This is a genomic window from Amaricoccus macauensis, assembly GCF_014201905.1.
In the GTDB taxonomy this organism is placed as follows: domain Bacteria; phylum Pseudomonadota; class Alphaproteobacteria; order Rhodobacterales; family Rhodobacteraceae; genus Amaricoccus; species Amaricoccus macauensis.
Genome location: NZ_JACHFM010000004.1, coordinates 118,620 through 136,052, shown reverse-complemented (window position 1 = coordinate 136,052; position 17,433 = coordinate 118,620). Strand labels below are relative to the sequence as shown.

14 protein-coding genes are annotated in these 17,433 nt (G+C 70.2%); 5 read left to right on the top strand and 9 right to left on the bottom strand.

The genetic code is table 11. The features are described from left to right. Positions 1-22 precede the first annotated feature (22 nt). Positions 23-961 carry a 2-hydroxyacid dehydrogenase gene (locus HNP73_RS18010; protein WP_184153116.1) on the top strand — a complete coding sequence of 313 codons (939 nt, stop codon included), beginning with the start codon at positions 23-25 and terminating at the stop codon, positions 959-961. Positions 962-1,028: 67 nt separating this feature from the next. Here HNP73_RS18010 and HNP73_RS18005 read toward each other — a convergent pair whose 3' ends face one another. The 3 genes from HNP73_RS18005 to HNP73_RS17995 are packed head-to-tail and all read right to left on the bottom strand — an operon-like array spanning position 1,029 to position 4,286. Beyond that, positions 1,029-1,796, bottom strand: coding sequence for an SseB family protein (locus tag HNP73_RS18005; RefSeq protein ID WP_184153113.1), 768 nt, complete (start codon positions 1,794-1,796; stop codon positions 1,029-1,031). Next, a complete protein-coding gene (locus HNP73_RS18000) occupies positions 1,796-2,419 on the bottom strand; it encodes a uracil-DNA glycosylase family protein (protein WP_184153110.1) in 624 nt (207 codons plus the stop codon). Before HNP73_RS18000 ends, HNP73_RS18005 begins: the two co-directional genes overlap by 1 nt. Before the next feature lie 10 nt (positions 2,420-2,429). Further along, a complete protein-coding gene (locus HNP73_RS17995) occupies positions 2,430-4,286 on the bottom strand; it encodes a cation:proton antiporter domain-containing protein (RefSeq protein ID WP_184153107.1) in 1,857 nt (618 codons plus the stop codon). Positions 4,287-4,416: 130 nt separating this feature from the next. Between HNP73_RS17995 and HNP73_RS17990 the strand changes: the two genes are divergently transcribed. The 3 genes from HNP73_RS17990 to HNP73_RS17980 all read left to right on the top strand — a co-directional run bounded on the left by HNP73_RS17990 (position 4,417) and on the right by HNP73_RS17980 (position 9,357). Further along, entirely contained in the window at positions 4,417-6,819 is a 2,403-nt protein-coding gene (locus HNP73_RS17990) for an ATP-dependent helicase (protein ID WP_184153104.1), read from the top strand. Between the two features lie 541 nt (positions 6,820-7,360). Next, entirely contained in the window at positions 7,361-8,299 is a 939-nt protein-coding gene (locus HNP73_RS17985) for a nucleotidyltransferase family protein (protein WP_184153101.1), read from the top strand. Beyond that, complete coding sequence (locus tag HNP73_RS17980; protein WP_184153098.1) at positions 8,296-9,357, top strand: hypothetical protein; 1,062 nt, start codon at positions 8,296-8,298, stop codon at positions 9,355-9,357. Before HNP73_RS17985 ends, HNP73_RS17980 begins: the two co-directional genes overlap by 4 nt. On the opposite strand, the gene HNP73_RS17975 is transcribed toward HNP73_RS17980, so the two are convergent. The 6 genes from HNP73_RS17975 to HNP73_RS17950 all read right to left on the bottom strand — a co-directional run bounded on the left by HNP73_RS17975 (position 9,358) and on the right by HNP73_RS17950 (position 15,853). After that, complete coding sequence (locus HNP73_RS17975; RefSeq protein ID WP_184153095.1) at positions 9,358-10,104, bottom strand: glucose 1-dehydrogenase; 747 nt, start codon at positions 10,102-10,104, stop codon at positions 9,358-9,360. It abuts the gene before it with no gap. Next, the gene (locus HNP73_RS17970; protein WP_184153092.1) at positions 10,097-11,548 is read right to left on the bottom strand and encodes an aldehyde dehydrogenase family protein; all 1,452 of its coding nucleotides are present in this window, start codon (positions 11,546-11,548) and stop codon (positions 10,097-10,099) included. The genes HNP73_RS17975 and HNP73_RS17970 overlap by 8 nt, the downstream gene beginning before the upstream one ends. Then, the gene (locus HNP73_RS17965; RefSeq protein WP_184153089.1) at positions 11,545-12,423 is read right to left on the bottom strand and encodes a carbohydrate ABC transporter permease; all 879 of its coding nucleotides are present in this window, start codon (positions 12,421-12,423) and stop codon (positions 11,545-11,547) included. Before HNP73_RS17965 ends, HNP73_RS17970 begins: the two co-directional genes overlap by 4 nt. Before the next feature lie 11 nt (positions 12,424-12,434). Then, positions 12,435-13,358, bottom strand: a complete 924-nt coding sequence (locus tag HNP73_RS17960; RefSeq protein WP_184153086.1) for a carbohydrate ABC transporter permease — start codon at positions 13,356-13,358, stop codon at positions 12,435-12,437. Positions 13,359-13,412: 54 nt separating this feature from the next. Continuing rightward, the gene (locus HNP73_RS17955; protein ID WP_184153083.1) at positions 13,413-14,714 is read right to left on the bottom strand and encodes an ABC transporter substrate-binding protein; all 1,302 of its coding nucleotides are present in this window, start codon (positions 14,712-14,714) and stop codon (positions 13,413-13,415) included. Positions 14,715-14,794: 80 nt separating this feature from the next. Next, the gene (locus HNP73_RS17950; RefSeq protein ID WP_184153080.1) at positions 14,795-15,853 is read right to left on the bottom strand and encodes an ABC transporter ATP-binding protein; all 1,059 of its coding nucleotides are present in this window, start codon (positions 15,851-15,853) and stop codon (positions 14,795-14,797) included. A gap of 153 nt (positions 15,854-16,006) precedes the next feature. Between HNP73_RS17950 and HNP73_RS17945 the strand changes: the two genes are divergently transcribed. Further along, on the top strand, positions 16,007-17,431 hold the full coding sequence (locus HNP73_RS17945) for an FAD-binding oxidoreductase (RefSeq protein WP_184153077.1): 1,425 nt from the start codon (positions 16,007-16,009) through the stop codon (positions 17,429-17,431). The last annotated feature ends 2 nt before the right edge of the window (positions 17,432-17,433 follow it).

Sequence of the window (17,433 nt, the reverse complement as noted above, 5' to 3'; positions counted from 1 at the left end):
TCGCTTCGAAAGGGGACGACCAATGGGGCCGCGCATCCTGTTTTCTGCGCCCGACGAACACTGGCCGCTGTGGCGGCCGCATCTGCTGGCCGCGTTCGCCGATGCCGGCCTGGACGTCACGCTGACCAATGATCCGTCGGGGCCGTGGACGTTCGACTATGTGGTCTATCAGCCCGGTGGCCCGGTGCGGGACTTCGCGCCCTTCGAGCGGATCAAGGCGGTGCTGTCGCTCTGGGCCGGGGTCGAGTCGATCGTTGGCGATACCTCGATCGTCGTGCCGCTCTGCCGTATGGTGGACGTGGGCCTGACCCGCGGCATGGCGGAGTGGGTGACGGCGCATGTCCTGCGCTATCACATGGGGATCGACGGTCACATTCTCGGGCAGGACGGGGTCTGGCGCAACTCGGTGGTGCCGCCGCTCGCGCCGGAGCGCACCGTCGGGATCCTCGGGCTCGGCGAACTCGGGCGGGCGACGGCGGCGATGCTCACGTCAATCGGCTTCCGCGTGGTCGGTTGGAGCCGGGGGCCGCGTGAGCTGCCGGGGATCGAGACCTGGAGCGGTGCCGAGGGGCTCTCGGAGGTTCTCGGTGCGTCGGAGATCCTCGTGCTGCTGTTGCCCGCGACGCCCGCGACGGAGAACACCCTCGATGCGCGGGCGCTCGCCATGCTGCCGCGCGGCGCGCGCATCATCAATCCCGGACGCGGGCCGCTGATCGACGATGAGGCCCTGCTGAAGGCGCTCGACAACGGGCATGTGGGTCACGCGACGCTCGATGTCTTCCGGCAGGAGCCGCTGCCGGCGGAGCACCCCTACTGGGCGCATCCGATGGTCACCGTGACGCCGCACATCGCTTCGGCGACCCGGCCGGAGACCGCCTCGATGGCGATCGCGGAAAACGTGCGGCGCGGTGAGGCCGGGCTCGATTTCCTGAATGTGGTGAACCGGGCGGAGAGCTACTGAACGCCGCTCCGGTGTCCTGAGGCGCGGCGATAGCCGATCGGGCGATCCCGTCCGATCGGCCTGAGCCCTACCGCAATCGCGGCGGCTTCGGCTCGGCGGGCGCGCTGGCGGCGGGCGCGGGGGGAGCCGGCATTTCGAGCCGCAGGCCTTCGCGGGCCACGGCGGCGGCGAGGGCCGAGCCTTCGGCCGGGAAGGTCACGTCGAGGACGGTCTGGTCGAGCCCGCTGAAGCGGACCGCCTCGGCGACGGCGGCGGCCATTGCCGGGCGCGCCGGCTCGGGGACGCCCACGAGGCCGAGCAACAGGCCCGGAGGGCCGTCGCCGAGGCGGGCCGATGCCAGATGCGCGCTGCCGAGCCGGTCGGCCATGGCGCCAAGCTTCATTGCCAGCGCGTCGAGCAGCGTCCGGGGCACGATGCCGGCCGGGCCGATGTCCTGTGCCCGGGCGGAGGTCTCCGGGACAGCTTCGGCGGCGATCCGGGCGAGCCAGTCGACGGCCTCGGCGGGCAGGAGCGCGGCCGAAGGCGCCCCGAGGTTCAGCGCGAGTCCGGTGCCGTGCCCGGTGAGGAGTGCGACGAGGCGGCGCCCCGTCATCGCGGCGAAATCGGCGGGCGTGCCGAGGAACTCCGCCATGCGGTCGTCGCGGTCGAAGGCGAGGACCACCGGCCCGTCGCTGAGCGCGAAGACCTGAGGCTCGACGCGATCGCCGTCGGGCGGTGCGGTCAGCGGCACGATGAGCTCGGAGTCGAGGATCCGCTCATGGAAGCGCAGGCGCAGGCCCACGTTCTCCGGGTTCTCGGCGTGGGCGGCATGGGCGAGATCGAGGGCGGTCTGCATCAGGGAGCGGTGTCCAGCAGGGTGGCGACGCGGGCGCGGAGTTCGGGCACCACCTCCGCCTCGAACCACGGGTTGCGTTTGAGCCAGCCGGTGTTGCGCCAGCTGGGGTGGGGCAGGGGCAGGAGGTCGGGGAGCGCCGCGCGCCAGTCGGCGACGGCTTCGGAAACCGGGCGGGCGCGGCCGAGGTGCCAGCGCTGGGCATGGGCGCCGATCAGCAGCGTGAGGCGAACCCCGGGCATCACCGCGAGGGCGCGGGCGCGCCAGAGCGAGGCGCAGAGCGGCGGCGGCGGCAGGTCGGAACCGGAGGCGTCATAGCCAGGAAAGCAGAACGCCATGGGCAGCACCGCGAAGCGGGTGCGGTCGTAGAATGTCGCGCGGTCCACCCCGAGCCAGTCGCGCAGCCGGTCGCCGGAGCGGTCGTCGAACGGCCGGCCAAGCTCGTGGACCCGCGCGCCCGGCGCCTGGCCGCAGACGAGGATCGGCGCCGTGGCAGAGAGCCATGGCACCGGGCGTGGCGAATGGCGGGTGCGGGTGGCAGCGAAGCGGTCGGCGCAGGCGCGGCAGGCGAGCACCTCGTCAGTGAGGCTCGCGAGACTGTCGGGCTGGTCGGGGCGCAGGTGCATGTCCGGGGAGTTAGTGTGCCGCGGGTCCGGGAGCAACTGGCTCGCTGCCGCTGGTCTGAGGTGCCGGGCGGAGCTTCGCCTCGATGGCGGCGAGCTGCGCCTGTTCGCGGCGGGCGAAGGCGGCGTTGTCGGCCGCCGGCAGGTCCGGGCGCCAGAGGGTGGCAAGCTCGTCGATCATCGCGGTGTCCTCGGCGGCGAAGGCGCGCAGCAGGACCTCGATCTCGTGCCGGTCGTGGCCGAGTGCGGCGAGGGCGTGGCCGCCGGTGCGCACCGCGCCGTCGAAGACCTCGCGCACGCACTCATGCGCGCCCGCCGCGGTCAGGCGGTAGATGGCGTGCCGGTCGCGGGCGCGGGCGATGATCCGGACGTGCGGCGCCCGCCGGCGCACGATGCTGGCGATGCGCACCGCCTGCTCCGGGTCGTCGATGGCGATCACGAGCGCGCGGGCTTCGGCGAGGCCGGCGGCGGCGAGCACCTCCGGGCGGTCCGCATGGCCGAGATAGGCCGGGATGCCGAGGGCGCGCATGCGCTCGACCAGTGCCGGCTGGCTGTCGAGGAGCACGGTGCGGTGGCCGAGGCCGGACAGGATGCGGTTCACCGTCTGGCCGAAGCGGCCCATGCCGGCGACGATCACCGTGCCGGGATCCCCGACTTGTTCGGGGACACGCTCGCCCCGGCGGATCAGGCGGCGCGAGAGCAGGTCACGCAGGTGGAAGAGGCCGGGGGTCAGCACCATCGAGCCGGCGATGAGCAGCAGCAGCGTGGCCGCGATCTCGGGAGGGATCACGCCGATCGTCTCGGCGAAGGTGATGAGCACGAAGCCGAACTCGCTGCCCTGCGGCAGGGCGAGGGTGAAGAGGACGCGCGCCTGCGGCGGCAGGCGGAAGGCCCGCGCGATCGGCCAGAGCACGACGGCCTTCAGTGCGATGAACCCGACCACCAGAAGGATGATCTGGAGCGGCGTCTCGGCGGCGCGCTGGATGTCGACGCCGGCGCCGACGGTGATGAAGAAGAGCCCCATGAGCAGGCCCTTGAACGGCGCGAGATCGGCCTCGAGCTCATGGCGGTAGGCCGAGCCGCCGAGGACGACACCGGCGAGGAACGCGCCGAGCGCCGGCGAAAGCCCAAGCGCTTCCATCATGAGCGAGACCGCGACGACGAGCAGCAGGGCGCTCGCGATGTGCACCTCGGGCAGTCGGGCGTGGCCAAGGAAGCGGAACGCCGGCCCTGCGAGGTGGCGTCCGGCGAAGATGACGAGTCCGACCGCGCCGACGACCACGGCCACGTGAGCGAGAGGCGAAAGCCCGTCGAGCACCGAGGCATGTGCGCCTGCCACTGCGTCCACCGCGCCCGGGCCGAGCGCGAGGAGCGGGATGAGCGCAAGGAGCGGCACCGCGGCCACGTCCTGAAACAGCAGGACGGCGATGCTGGCCCGCCCGCCCTCGGTCGCGGCGAGGCGGCGCTCCGAGAGCGTCTGCATGACGATCGCCGTCGAGGAGAGCGCGAGCGCCATGGCGGCCGCCAGCGCCTGATTCCACGGCAGGCCGAGGGCGAGGCCGGCGGCGGCGATGAGCGGGATGGTCAGCGCCAGTTGCATGCCCCCGAGGCCGAGAAGCCGGTGGCGCAGTTCCCAGAGGCTGCGGGGATGCATCTCGAGCCCGATGAGGAAGAGCATGAGGACGACGCCGTATTCGGCGTAGTCCTGCACCAGCGCGGTCTCGCGCCCGACGAGTTGCAGCCCCGGGCCGATGGCGATGCCGGCGGCGAGGTAGCCGAGGACTGAGCCGAAGCCGAGCCGCTGGCTGATCGACACGGCGATGACACCGGCGGTGAGATAGATTGCGAGCTGAAGAAGGACGGAATCCAAGGCGTGCCTCTCGAATGGCCCCAGCATAGGCGGTGGGGCGGTGAGGACAACGCAGCATGTTGATCGGCGCCACGAACACAGCGCGAACATGCCCTTCCCTTTCCGCCGGTGCGGCAGTAACCTTCGGTCCATGAGCTGGACGAGCGACGAGGCGGAGGCCTTCGAGGCCGCGGCACAGGCGAAGCCGGGGCTCCGCCTGTCGGAGCGTGCCATGCCGGGCGGTACCGGGCCGGTGTCCGGCCCCTGGCTCGACGGGCTCAATCCGGCGCAACGGGAAGCTGTCGAGGCGCTGGACGGTCCGGTTCTGGTGCTGGCCGGCGCCGGCACCGGCAAGACCCGGGCGCTGACGGCGCGAATCGCCCATATTCTTGCGGCTCGCCGGGCGCGGCCGAACGAGATCCTCGCGGTGACCTTCACCAACAAGGCGGCGCGCGAGATGCGTCACCGGATCGGCGGGCTGGTGGGCGGCGTGGTCGAGGGGATGCCGTGGCTCGGCACCTTCCATTCGCTCTCGGTGCGGATCCTGCGCCGTCACGCGGAGCTCGTCGGGCTGAAGTCGAACTTCACCATCCTCGACACCGACGACCAGATCCGCCTGCTGCGCCAGCTCGTGCAGGCGGCCGGCATCGACGAAAAGCGCTGGCCGCCGCGGATGCTCGCCGGGCTGATCGACAGCTGGAAGAACCGGGCGCTCGCCCCGGAGCAGGTCCCGACCTCCGAGGCGTCGTCCTACGCCCATCGGGGCACCGAGCTCTACGCCGAGTATCAGCAGCGGCTGGCGACGCTCAACGCCTGCGACTTCGGCGATCTGCTGCTGCACGTCGTGCATATTCTGCAACGTCACGAGGACGTGCTGGAGCAGTACCGCCGGTGGTTCCGCTACATTCTCGTCGACGAGTATCAGGACACCAACGTCGCGCAGTATCTCTGGCTGCGGCTGCTCGCCGGCGGGCATCGCAACATCTGCTGCGTCGGGGATGACGACCAGTCGATCTATGGCTGGCGCGGCGCCGAGGTCGGCAACATCCTGCGGTTCGAGCGGGATTTCCCCGGGGCGCGGGTGATCCGGCTCGAACAGAACTATCGCTCCACGCCGCACATCCTTGCGGCGGCGAGCGGGGTCATCGCCGGCAACGAGAGCCGGCTCGGCAAGACGCTCTGGACCGACGTGCCCGAGGGCGAGAAGGTCCGGCTCATCGGCCATTGGGACGGTGAGGAAGAAGCACGCTGGATCGGCGAGGAGGTCGAGGCGCTCGGTCGCGGCACCCGTGGCCTCGCGCCGATCGAGGCCGACGGCATCGCGATCCTGGTGCGCGCCTCGCACCAGATGCGGGCGTTCGAGGACCGGTTCCTGACCATCGGCCTGCCCTACCGGGTGATCGGCGGCCCGCGGTTCTACGAGCGGCAGGAAATCCGCGACGCCATGGCCTATTTCCGCGTCGCGGTGTCGCCCGACGACGGGCTCGCGTTCGAGCGGATCGTCAACGTGCCGAAGCGCGGGCTGGGCGACAAGGCGGTGCAGGAGATCAACCGCTCCGCCCGTGCCGCGGGCGTGTCGCTGCTGGAGGGGGCGCGGCTTCTCGTCGAGCGTGGCGGGCTGCCTGCGAAGGCGCGAAAGGCGCTGGGCGAGCTGGTCGCGGGCTTCGATCGCTGGCACGCGGCGGTGCGTGAGGGCAAGCCCGGCCATGTGGAACTTGCCGAGCAGATCCTCGACGAGAGCGGCTACACCGAGATGTGGAAGGCCGAGCGCTCGCCGGATGCGGTCGGGCGGCTCGAGAACCTGAAGGAGCTGGTGAAGGCGCTGAACGAGTTCGAGAACCTGCAAGGGTTCCTCGAACACGTGAGCCTCGTCATGGACAACGACGCCGAGGACGGCGGCGCCAAGGTCTCGATCATGACGCTGCACGGCGCCAAGGGTCTCGAATTCCCGGTGGTGTTCCTGCCAGGCTGGGAAGACGGGCTCTTCCCGTCGCAGCGCTCGATGGACGAGAGCGGGGTGAAGGGGGTCGAGGAGGAACGCCGCCTCGCCTACGTCGGCATCACCCGGGCGCGTGTGCTCTGCACCATCTCGTTCGCGGCGAACCGCCGGGTCTACAACCAGTGGCAGTCACAGCTTCCCTCGCGCTTCATCGACGAGCTGCCGGCAGAGCACGTGGAGGTGCTGACGCCGCCCGGGCTCTACGGCGGTGCCTTCGGGGCGGCGGCTCCGGTCGGGCGCGGGGCAGCGGTCGCGGAGTCGACGCTCGTGGACGCGGCGGCGAAGGCCGATGTCTACAATTCGCCCGGATGGCGGCGGATGCAGGCGCGTGCCGGTGCCCGCACCACGTCCCAACCGCAAGAAGCGCGCAACATGGTTATTGACGCAACCGCGCTGCCGGCCTTCGAGGTGGGGACGCGGGTGTTCCACCAGAAGTTCGGTTATGGAACCGTCGCAAGCGTCGAGGGCGACAAACTGGCGATTGAGTTCGAAAAAGCCGGTCGCAAGAACATCGTTTCTCGCTTTGTGGTAGCCGCGGACGAGGTTCCGTTCTGAGGCGCTTGCCGCAATGACGGCACGCCTTGCTTGCCAATTCTTTTACACATCGTCCGTTTGGCTGAGTCGACTTGAGAGGCCATGCGGGCAAGCTCGCCTGGCGACCAATGAGTTGTCAGTTCACGAGGAGGTAGATTTGAACGGAGAGTCCCAGGACGTCGATAATCGGGACCAGCCGGCCGACCCCGAGCGCCGGGCGGCGCTGGCGAAAATGGGGAAGTACGCCGGCGTGACTGCGCCGGCCGTGATGGCCTTGCTCACCGCTGACGCATCCGAGGCCTGGGCCGCCAGCGGCAGAGGCGGCGGCAGAGGCAGAGGCGGCGACGGAGGTGGCAGGGGACACAGGGGCCCCGGTCATTCGCACGGGCCGCTCAGCTGGCTCATCAGCATGTTCTTCCGCTGAGCCAACCGGCTCCGCTGATCAGCCATGCTGGAACCTGACCGCGCTCAGAGCGCACATCCTTGCGTGCGTCTCGGCGCACTGCTCCAGCCGGTCGCGGTGCGACCGGCTGGCGTCCGATCCACGGAGGCTACCGGCGCCGTGTCGGTCGCCGAGGAGGTTCTCGCGGTCGCGGGACGCCACCACATGGTGCCGGCGCTCGCCTCGGCACTGCTGTTGCGCGGCGAGCGACCGGATGATCCGGAGCTCGCGGACTATCTCGACGCCATTCGCGGGCTGAACGCCCGGCGCAACGCGCGGCTGGCCGCGGAGGCCGGTGACATCGGACTGATGCTGGTCCGGCGGGGAATCCGGCCGGTGTTCCTGAAGGGAACCGCGCTGCTCCTGCTCGGAATCCATGCGGATCCGGCCAGTCGCTTCATTGGCGACATAGACATACTGGTGGCGCCGGCGGAGACCGACGCGGCGGCCGAGGCGATCGAGGCGCTCGGATTCCGCCGCAAGCCGGCGGGGCCGGCGCATGCCCATGATCGTGTCAAACTCGCCCATCCCTGCCGCCCGGCGCAGGTGGAGCTGCATCATCCGGCGGTGCCGGGTCATCTCGCCGGCCCGCTCAGGCCGGACGAGATGCGCGCGCGCGCGGTGCCGGTTGCGGCACTCGCCGGCGCGGCGGTTCCATCGGCCACTGATCTGGTGATCCACAACGTGATCCACGCCATGCTGCACGACCGGAACCTCGCCACGGCGGAACTGCCGCTGCGAGACGCCCTCGATCTTGCGCTGGTGGCGCGCGGCGGCGCGGTCGACTGGGACGAGGTGGTCGCCCGGATGCCGCTCGCGCCGCAGGGGACGGCCGCGCTTGGCTTCATGCTCGCGGCCAGCCGCGAGGTGTTTCCATGGGCCGGGCTGCCGGAGGTGCAGGTCCCGGGTGCGGCCGCCCGCGCGCTCTCGGCGTGGCGCGATCGCCGGGGGCGGCCGACCGGTCGGGTCCGGCGCCGGCTTGCCAATGTGGCCGAGCACTCGGGCCGGGCGTGGCGTGGCCTCAACCGTGCGATCCGCCCGGCCGAGGTGCCGGCATGAGCGCCGCCCGATCAGAGGTGCGGGCCATTCCGTTCACCGATCATCTCGTCGTCGATCGTGGTGCCGAGGCGCCGCTCCTGTTGCTCGATGCGGCAGGTCGCGCCGCGTGGGAGGCGCTCGACGCCGGGGTTCCCGCCGCCGAGGCCGGGGCGACCGAGGCGGTTCTTGCCGCCCGCGTTCCCGTGGTGCCGGTACCCGTCGCCCCCCGGCCGCGCCCGCGTCGCGTCTGGCGGCCTGTGGTGCGCACGTATGCCTTCACGGGCGCTCCCGTGGCGATCGATTGCGCGGATCACGAGCTTGCGGACTTGATGCACCCGCGTCTCGCCCATGCGGAGACGGCGGCGCCCGCCGCCGCGAGGCTACGTCTGCGCCGGGCCGGGACAGGCTTCGCGCTGCTGGAGGCGGGCCGTGCGCCCGAGCATCATTCCCGCGCCGAGGCGCTGGTCGGGGCGGTCGTTCGCCGCCTCGTCGAGCTTGGCCACGGGAGTGGCGACTGGAGCGCGGTGCTCCATGCCGCGGCCGTCGCGGACGGGGCCGGGGCCGCCATCGTGCTGGCCGGCGCCTGTGGTCGCGGCAAGAGCACGCTGACCGCGGCGCTGGTCGGGGCAGGGGCGGTCTACTTCAGCGACGATTGCGTCCCGCTCGATGCATACGGCCGCGCCGTCGCGGTGCCGTTCGGGCTTTGTCTCAAGCAGTCAGGCTGGGCGGTGGGGGAGGCGGTGCTGCCGGTGTCGGCCAGCGCGCCGGTCTTTCACTGCGCCGAGCGGGGCCCCTGCCGCTATGTGCCGTCGTCCGATGTGGCGACCCGGCCGCTGCCGCTCTCGGCCTTCGTCTTTCCGGGCTACGTGCCCGGCGCCGGGCTCACGCTCGAGCCGATGCGGCCGGAAGAGACGCTGGCCGCGCTGGTCGCCGGTCGGGCGTGGCTCTCGCGCGATGCCGACGGCCTCGCGACGGCGCTTGGGGTGATCGAGCGCACCCCCGGCTGGCGGCTCGAATATGGCGACACAGCCGATGCGCTGGCGGCGATCGCCGGTCTCGGCGCGGTGGGCGCGCCGTAGTTAGATGGTGCGCCCGCCGTCCACTTCGAGCACGACGCCAGTGACGAAGCCGGCCTCGTCGGAGGCGAGATAGACCGCCGCGCCCGCCACGTCCTCGGGCGTCGACAGGCGGCCGAGGGGGATCGTCGCGACGAACTTCGCGCGGTTCTCCGGCGTGTCGGGCAGACCCATGAATGCCTCGAGCAGGCCGGTGACGCCCATCACCGGGGCGATGCAGTTCACCCGGATCGCGTCCGGCGCGAGTTCCACGGCCAGCGAGCGCGAGACGAGGTTCACCGCGCCCTTGGAGGCGTTGTACCAGGTGAGCCCCGGCCGCGGCCGGATGCCGGCGGTCGAGCCGATGTTGAGGATCACCCCGCCGCCGTGACCGCGCATCAGCGGCACCACGGCGCGGGTCATCAGGAAGACGGCCTTCACGTTGATCTCGAAGATCCGGTCAAAATCGGCTTCGGTCACCTCCATCAGCGGCCGGTTGCGATGGGTCCAGCCGGCGTTGTTCACGACGATGTCGAGCCGTCCGCCCTCGGAGGCGGTGCGGACCGCCGCCTCCACGTCGTCGCTGCGCGTGACGTCGCCGACGAAAACGCGCGCGCCCGTGCGTTCGGCGACCCGCTCGGCGGCGGGGCCGTCGAGGTCGAAGATCGTGACCGTCGCGCCTTCGCGCGCGTAAGCCTCGACGATGCCGGCGCCAAACCCGGAGCCGCCGCCGGTGACGAGCGCGGTCTTGCCCGCCAGCCGGTCAGCCATGGTTCAGCACCACGGTCTTCGCCACGGTGAATTCGCGGAGTGCTTCCATGCCCTTCTCCCGTCCATGTCCCGAGCGGCCCATGCCGCCGAAGGGAAGCTCGATCCCCGAGCCCGCGCCGTAGCCGTTGACGAAGACCTGTCCGGCGCGGAGCGCCGTCGCCATGCGCATCTGCCGGCCGCCGTTCTCGGTCCAGATGCCGGCGACGAGGCCGAAGGCGGTGCCGTTCGCGATGCGGATCGCGTCGGCCTCGTCCTCGAACGGCACCAGCGCGAGGACCGGGCCAAAGACCTCCTGCTGCGCCAGCGGGTGATCCTCGGGCACCGGGCCATAGAGCCGCGGGGCGACGTAGTAGCCTCCCGCCGTCAGCGCATCGGCGCCGCCCTCGGCGAGGAGCGGCAGGCCGTCGGCGTCGGCGCGGTCGAGAAAGCTGCGCACCCGGGTGAGCTGCGTTTCGGAGATCAGGGGCCCGCAGTCCGCGTCGAGGTGCGACGGCCCGACCCGGAGCCCGGCGAAGCGCTCCGCGAGGCGCGGCACCAACGTGTCGAGCAGGCGCCGCTCGACAAGGAGACGGCTGCCCGCCGAACAGGTCTGCCCGGCGTTCTGCACGATGGCGTTGAGGATGACCGGCAGCGCCCGGTCGAGATCGGCGTCGGCGAAGACAATCTGCGGCGACTTGCCGCCGAGTTCGAGCGTGCAGGCGCGGTGATGCTCGGCACAGGCCTTCTGCACCGCGGTTCCGGTGTCGGGCGAGCCGGTGAACGACAGGAAGTCGATGCCCGGATGCGCCGCGAGCGCCGCCCCCGCCTCGCTCCCGAGGCCGGTCACCACGTTGAGCGCGCCGGCTGGTAGACCCGCCTCCATGGCGAGCGCCGCGAGGCGGAGCACGGTGGCGCAGGCCGCTTCCGCCGGTTTCAGCACGCAGGCGTTGCCGGTGGCCAGCGCCGGTGCGAGGGTGCGGCCAAACATCTGCGCGGGATAGTTCCACGGGATGATGTGACCGGTGACGCCGTGCGGCACCCGCTGCACCATCACGGTGAAGCCGGGCTGATAGGGGATCGTCTCGCCGTGGACCTTGTCGGCGGCACCCGCGTAGAATTCGAAGTAACGCGCGACGGCTGCGATGTCGGCGCGCGCCTGCTTCAGGGGCTTGCCGCAGTCCTCGGCCTCGGAGGCGACGAGATCGTCGGCGTTTGCCGCGATGAGTGCCGCGAGGCGGGCGAGGATGCGGCCGCGATCGGCCGGCGCCGTCCGGCCCCACGGACCTTCGAAGGCAGTGCGTGCGGCGTTGACGGCGGCGTCGATCTCCGCCGCGCCGCCCCGGGCGATCGCGCCGATGACCTCGCCGGTGTCCGGCGCGTGGACCGGGAGGCTCTCGCCGGACGCGGCGCCGCGCCACGCTCCGGCGATCAGGATGCTCTCCGGGCTGACGGCGCCGTGCCTCATTCCTTCACGGCCCCGGTCATCGAGGACACGTAGTAGTCGACGAAGAACGAGTAGAGGATGACGACCGGCAGCGAGCCGACGAGGGCACCCGACATGAGCGCGCCCCACTCGTAGATGTCGCCGCGCACCAGTTCGGTCAGCACGCCCACCGGCACCGTCTTGTTCTCCGACGAGGAGATGAAGGTGAGGGCGTAGATGAATTCGTTCCACGACAGGGTGAAGGCGAAGATCCCGGCGGAGATCAGGCCCGGCACCGCCAGCGGCAGGATGACCTTGGTCAGGATCTGCCAGCGCGTGGCGCCATCGACCAGCGCGCTCTCCTCGAGCTCGAACGGGATGGAGCGGAAGTAGCCCATGAGGAGCCAGGTGCAGAACGGGATGAGGAACGTCGGATAGGTGAGGATGAGCGCGAGACGCGAGTCGAAGATCCCGACCTGGAAGACGATGAAGGCGAGCGGGATGAAGAGGATCGACGGCGGTACGAGGTAGGCGAGGAAGATCAGGAGCCCGGTCACCCGCGCGCCGGTGAAGCGCAGCCGCTCGATCGCATAGGCGGCGAAGACCGATGCCGCGAGCGCGATCACCGTCGAGGCGACCGAGACCACGACGGTGTTCCAGAGCCAGCCGGGATACGACGTCTCGAAGAACAGGAACTTGATGTGGTCAAGCGTCGGCTGCACCACCCAGAACGGGCTGTAGTCGTTGTAGTTCGTCAGCTGGTGGTCCGGTTTGATCGCGGTGATCGCCATCCAGTAGAACGGGAAGAGCAGCACGAAGACGAAGATCGCCAGCGGGATATAGGTGACGACGACCCGGCGGGGCAGCGAGTTGAACTGCTCCATGCCAACGATGTCGTCCTGCGGAGTCTCGGCCATGATGGTCCCTTTCAGTCTCCGCCGCCCTGCTGCCAGCGGCGCCGTTGCAGGCCGAAGAACGAGAAGAGGATGGCCGCGAGCAGGAACGGGATCATCGCGACCGCGATCGCCGCGCCCTCGCCAAGCTGCCCCCCGGGGATCGCCCGCTGGAAGCTGAGGGTTGCCATCAGGTGGGTTGCGTTCACCGGGCCGCCCCGGGTCAGCACGTAGATGAGCTGGAAGTCGGTGAAGGTGAAGAGCACCGAGAAGGTCATCACGACCGCGATGATCGGCGTGAGCAGCGGCAGCGTGATGCGCCGGAACCGCTGCCACGAGGTCGCCCCGTCGAGCGCCGCGGCTTCGTTCAGCGACTGCGGGATGGTCTGGAGCCCGGCGAGGAGCGAGATCGCGACGAACGGGATGCCGCGCCAGACGTTGGCGGCGATCACCGAGAAACGCGCGTTCCACGGCTCGCCGAGGAAGTTGATCGGCGCGTCGATCATGCCCCACTTCATCAGCACCCACGAGATGATCGAGAACTGGCTGTCGAATATCCACCAGAACGCCAGCGCCGAGAGCACCGTCGGGACCACCCACGGCAGCAGGATCACCGCCCGGAAGAAGTTCTTGAACGGCAGGTTCTCGTTCAGGATGAGCGCGAGCCAGAGGCCGAGCGCGAACTTCAGCACCGACGCGATGAGCGTGTAGAAGAAGGTATTGAAGACCGAGAGCCAGAACACCCGGTCCTCGGACAGCCAGGTGAAGTTCTCGAGCCCGATGAAGATGCCGGCCCGGCCGATCTTCGTGTCGGTGAACGCGAGCCAGACCCCGAGACCCAGCGGGTAGGTGAGAAAGCAGATCAGGAACACTGCCGCTGGCAGCATGAAGATAAGCCCGAGGCCGTTGCGGCTCTCGGTCAGCCAGACGAGCGGTCCCCCGCGCCGTGCTCGCGCCATACGTCTCTCCCCGGGAGCGGTGGCCGGCGGGGGCGTCCCGCCGGCCATGTCGGCTCAGCTGTAGTAGCGGCCCGCGCGGCGCGCGGCGCCGCGGATGGCGTCATCGGCCGATGCGCCGGTCACGGCCTCGGCGAACATGTCGACCAGCACGTAGTCGGCCATGACGCCGGCCGACGCCGGGCCGAGGGGGCCGGCATAGCCGTTCGGCCGCAGGCTCTCGGACGCCTTGGCGTAGGGCGCGTGGATCGGGTTCGAGGTCCAGACCGGATTGTCGGCGAAGCCCTTGAGCGCCGGGCAGCAATAGGCGCTCGCCCCTTCGATCCAGGCGTTCATCCGGTCAGCCTCGTACATCCACTGGAGGTACGCCATCGCCGCCTCGGGGTACTTCGTGTGCTTGAAGATCGAGAGCGACGTGGTCTGGTGCAGCTCGACCGACTTTCCGACCGGGCCGATCGGCAGGACGTGAGTGCGGATGTCCTCGGCGATCTCTGCCATCGCCGGGTCGTTCTTCGCCGCGTAGTAGAGCGAGACGCCGTTCGCGGTGAGCGACACCTGCCCGGCGAGGAAGGCGCGGTTGTTGTTGATGTCGAGCCAGCTCTCGGTGCCGGGGATGAACGTCTTGTAGAGTTCCTGGGCGTAGGCGATGGCCTTGCGGGTCGCCTCGCTGTCGATCGCCACCTTGCTCTGCTCGTCGACCATCTCGCCGTCATTCGACCAGAGCAGCCAGTGGGCATAGTTGTTGCCGTCGCCGACGGCCTTGCCGTGCGGGAAGCCCGCCGGCGTGCCCTTGCCGTGGAGCGCCTTGCAGAGTTCGAGGAAGCCCGCCGAGTCCGTCGGGAACTCGCTGAAGCCCGCGGCCTTCATATGGCTGTCGCGGTAGCAGATGGCGTTGCCGATGGCGCAGAGCGGCATGGCGATGAACTCGCCGTCCTTCACCGCGTAGCCGCGCGGGCCGTCGTACCAGCCGCCGTTCGCCTCCCCGATGGCGTTCGCGAGTTCGGTCACCGGGATGAGCTTGTCGGGATACTGGAACGGGTCGTCGAACCAGCTCATCACCATGTCGGGGCCGGAGCCGACGTTCGCGGCGACCGCCGCCTTCGGGCGGACGTCTTCCCAGCTCTCCTGGTCGATCGTGACCTTGACGCCGGTGGCCTCGGTGAAGGCCTGCGAGTTGGCGTTCCACGCCGCCTCTTCGCCCTTCACGAACGGCACCCAGCGCAGGAGCCGGAGTTCTGCGCCGCTCTCGGGCGTGTAGGTGGGCGCCGCCGCCTGCGCGAAGGCGCGACCGCCGAGCGCGGACGCCGCGGCGAGGCCGGCGGCACCTGCCATCAGGTGTCTGCGTGTGATGTCAACCATTTCGAGTCTCCTCCCCAAGAAACGTCGCGAGGTTCGTTCTTCAGCGCGCCGGGCGGCCCCGCGTTCCGCCGGCGCCGTGCTCAGGCAGAGAGTCGCATCCCCGATCCCGCGTCGAAGAGATGCGTGGCGCCGACGTCGATCCCGACGTGGATCTCTTCGCCCGGACGTGCGGCGATCCGCTCGCGGAAGACGCCGACCACCGGGACGCCGCCGACGCTGCCCATCACGTGGGTCTCCGAGCCGGTCGGCTCCACCACCTCGACCCGGAACGGGATGTCGCCGCCGAGGCTCATGGACTCGGGCCGCAGCCCGTAGATCATGCCTGCCCCGGCGCTCGCACCCGGCGCCGGCGGCGGCAGGGGCAGCGACACGCCGCCATCGCCGACGAAACGGCCGCCATCGACACGTCCGGGCAGCAGGTTCATCGCCGGGGAGCCGATGAAGCCTGCCACGAAGAGGTTCGCCGGCCGGTCGTAGAGCTCGAGCGGTGCGCCGATCTGCTCGACGCGGCCGTCGTGCATGACGACGATCTTGTCGGCCATGGTCATCGCCTCGATCTGGTCGTGCGTGACGTAGACCGTGGTCGTGGAGAGCCGCTGATGCAGGTTCTTGATCTCGGTGCGCATGGAGACACGCAGCTTTGCGTCGAGGTTCGAGAGCGGCTCGTCGAAGAGGAACACCTGCGGGTCGCGCACGATGGCGCGGCCCATGGCGACACGCTGGCGCTGGCCGCCGGAGAGCTGGCGCGGGTAGCGGTCAAGGAGCTTCGCGAGGCCGAGGATCTCGGCCGCTGGCCGCACCTTCTCGGCGATTTCGGCCTTGGGCGCACCCTTGAGGCTCAGAGAGAACGCCATGTTCTCCGCCACCGTCATGTGCGGATAGAGCGCGTAGTTCTGGAACACCATGGCGATGTCCCGGTCCTTGGGCGGCAGTTCGTTCACCACCTCCGACCCGATGCGGATCTCGCCCGAGGTCACATGCTCGAGGCCCGCGAGCATCCGGAGCAGTGTTGACTTGCCACATCCCGAAGGGCCGACGAGCACGGCGAACTCGCCGTCCTCGATGTCGATGGATACGCCGTGAAGCACTTCCACGGTTCCGAAAGACTTGCGGAGATCGCTTATCGTGACCGATGCCATGGGCTGCGGTCCCCTCCCTGATCGTTTTCTTTCGTTTTGCCGAGGACGATAGAGGGGGGAAGGGGCTACCGCAACCCGCGTACTTTCGCGTGTTCACCCCGGCGTCAGCTTGGGGCATCCTGACGGCCCGTCAGCCGAGCCGGAGTCTCGCCCATGACAGTTGCCCATGCCTTCAGCCGCACCGATCTGGCGCCGGCGCTCGCCGAGCTCCGGCTCCTCCTCGGCGACCGGCTGACGACGGCGCTGGCGGTGCGCGAGCAGCATGGCAAGGACCTGACCTATCACGCCGGCCACGCGCCGGATGCGGTCGCCTTCCCCCGCACCACCGAGGAAGTGGCGGAGATCGTCAGGGTCTGCGCCCGCGCGGGCGTGCCGATCGTGCCCTATGGCACCGGCACCTCGCTTGAGGGACATATCGCCGCACTCGAGGGCGGCATTACCGTCGATCTCTCCGGCATGGCCCGGATCATCGAGGTGAACGACGGTGACATGGACGTGCGCGTCGAGGCGGGCGTTACCCGAAAGGCGCTGAACGCGCATCTGCGCGACCTCGGGCTGTTCTTCCCGATCGATCCCGGCGCTGACGCCTCGATCGGCGGCATGGCGGCGACGCGCGCCAGCGGCACCAACGCCGTGCGCTACGGCACCATGCGCGAGAACGTCCTCGGGCTGACCGTCGTCACGCCCTCGGGCGAGGTGATCCGCACCGGCACCCGCGCGCGGAAGTCCTCCGCCGGCTACGATCTCACCCGGCTCTACGTCGGATCGGAAGGCACCCTCGGCATCATCACCGAGGTCCAGCTTCGCCTGCACGGCGTGCCCGAGGCGATCTCCGCCGCCGTTGCCTCGTTCGAGACGCTGGAAGGCGCCGTGGATACGGTGATCACGACGATCCAGTCGGGCGTGCCGGTCTCGCGCATCGAGCTGCTCGACGCGCTGCAGATGAAGGCGGTGAACGCCTATTCGAAACTCGACTACCCGGAGCAACCGACCCTCTTCTTCGAGTTCATCGGCACGCCCGCCGGGGTCGAGGAGCAGGCGCGAATGGTGGAGGAGATCGCCGACGGGTTCGGCGCGGGCGTCTTCCGCTGGTCCACCCGGCCCGAGGACCGCAACCGCCTCTGGCAGGCGCGCCACGATGTGCTCTGGGCGACGAAGATGCTGCGCCCGGGGTCCGAGATGAAGGCGACGGACGTCTGCGTGCCGATCTCGCGCCTCGCCGAGGCGGTGCTCGCGGCCCGTGCCGACGCCGAGGCAGCCGGGCTGACCGCGCCGATCGTCGGCCATGTGGGCGACGGCAACTTTCACCTGAGCTTTCTCGTCGACGTGAACGATCCGGGCGAGATGGCGGCGGCGGAGGAGGTGAACGACAAGGTGGTCATGCGCGCGCTCGCCATGGGCGGCACCTGCACCGGCGAGCATGGGGTCGGCTCGGGCAAGATGCGCCACCTCGAGGCCGAGCACGGGCCGGGCATCGAGGTGATGCGGGCGATCAAGCGCGCCCTCGACCCGCTGAACATCATGAACCCGGGCAAGATCTTCCGCCTCGACCCCTCCGCGCCGTTCCCGGAGCGCTGATC

Bases quoted from the DNA above. Each gene is read 5' to 3' on its own strand.
- HNP73_RS17980 (WP_184153098.1), top strand. From the start codon at position 8,296: ATGAGCGCCGCCCGATCAGAGGTGCGGGCCATTCCGTTCACCGATCAT.
- HNP73_RS17965 (WP_184153089.1), bottom strand. From the start codon at position 12,423: ATGGCCGAGACTCCGCAGGACGACATCGTTGGCATGGAGCAGTTCAAC.
- HNP73_RS17960 (WP_184153086.1), bottom strand. From the start codon at position 13,358: ATGGCGCGAGCACGGCGCGGGGGACCGCTCGTCTGGCTGACCGAGAGC.
- HNP73_RS17955 (WP_184153083.1), bottom strand. From the start codon at position 14,714: ATGGTTGACATCACACGCAGACACCTGATGGCAGGTGCCGCCGGCCTC.
- HNP73_RS17950 (WP_184153080.1), bottom strand. From the start codon at position 15,853: ATGGCATCGGTCACGATAAGCGATCTCCGCAAGTCTTTCGGAACCGTG.
- HNP73_RS17990 (WP_184153104.1), top strand. From the start codon at position 4,417: ATGAGCTGGACGAGCGACGAGGCGGAGGCCTTCGAGGCCGCGGCACAG.
- HNP73_RS17975 (WP_184153095.1), bottom strand. From the start codon at position 10,104: ATGGCTGACCGGCTGGCGGGCAAGACCGCGCTCGTCACCGGCGGCGGC.
- HNP73_RS18005 (WP_184153113.1), bottom strand. From the start codon at position 1,796: ATGCAGACCGCCCTCGATCTCGCCCATGCCGCCCACGCCGAGAACCCG.
- HNP73_RS17970 (WP_184153092.1), bottom strand. From the start codon at position 11,548: ATGAGGCACGGCGCCGTCAGCCCGGAGAGCATCCTGATCGCCGGAGCG.
- HNP73_RS18010 (WP_184153116.1), top strand. From the start codon at position 23: ATGGGGCCGCGCATCCTGTTTTCTGCGCCCGACGAACACTGGCCGCTG.
- HNP73_RS17945 (WP_184153077.1), top strand. From the start codon at position 16,007: ATGACAGTTGCCCATGCCTTCAGCCGCACCGATCTGGCGCCGGCGCTC.
- HNP73_RS18000 (WP_184153110.1), bottom strand. From the start codon at position 2,419: ATGCACCTGCGCCCCGACCAGCCCGACAGTCTCGCGAGCCTCACTGAC.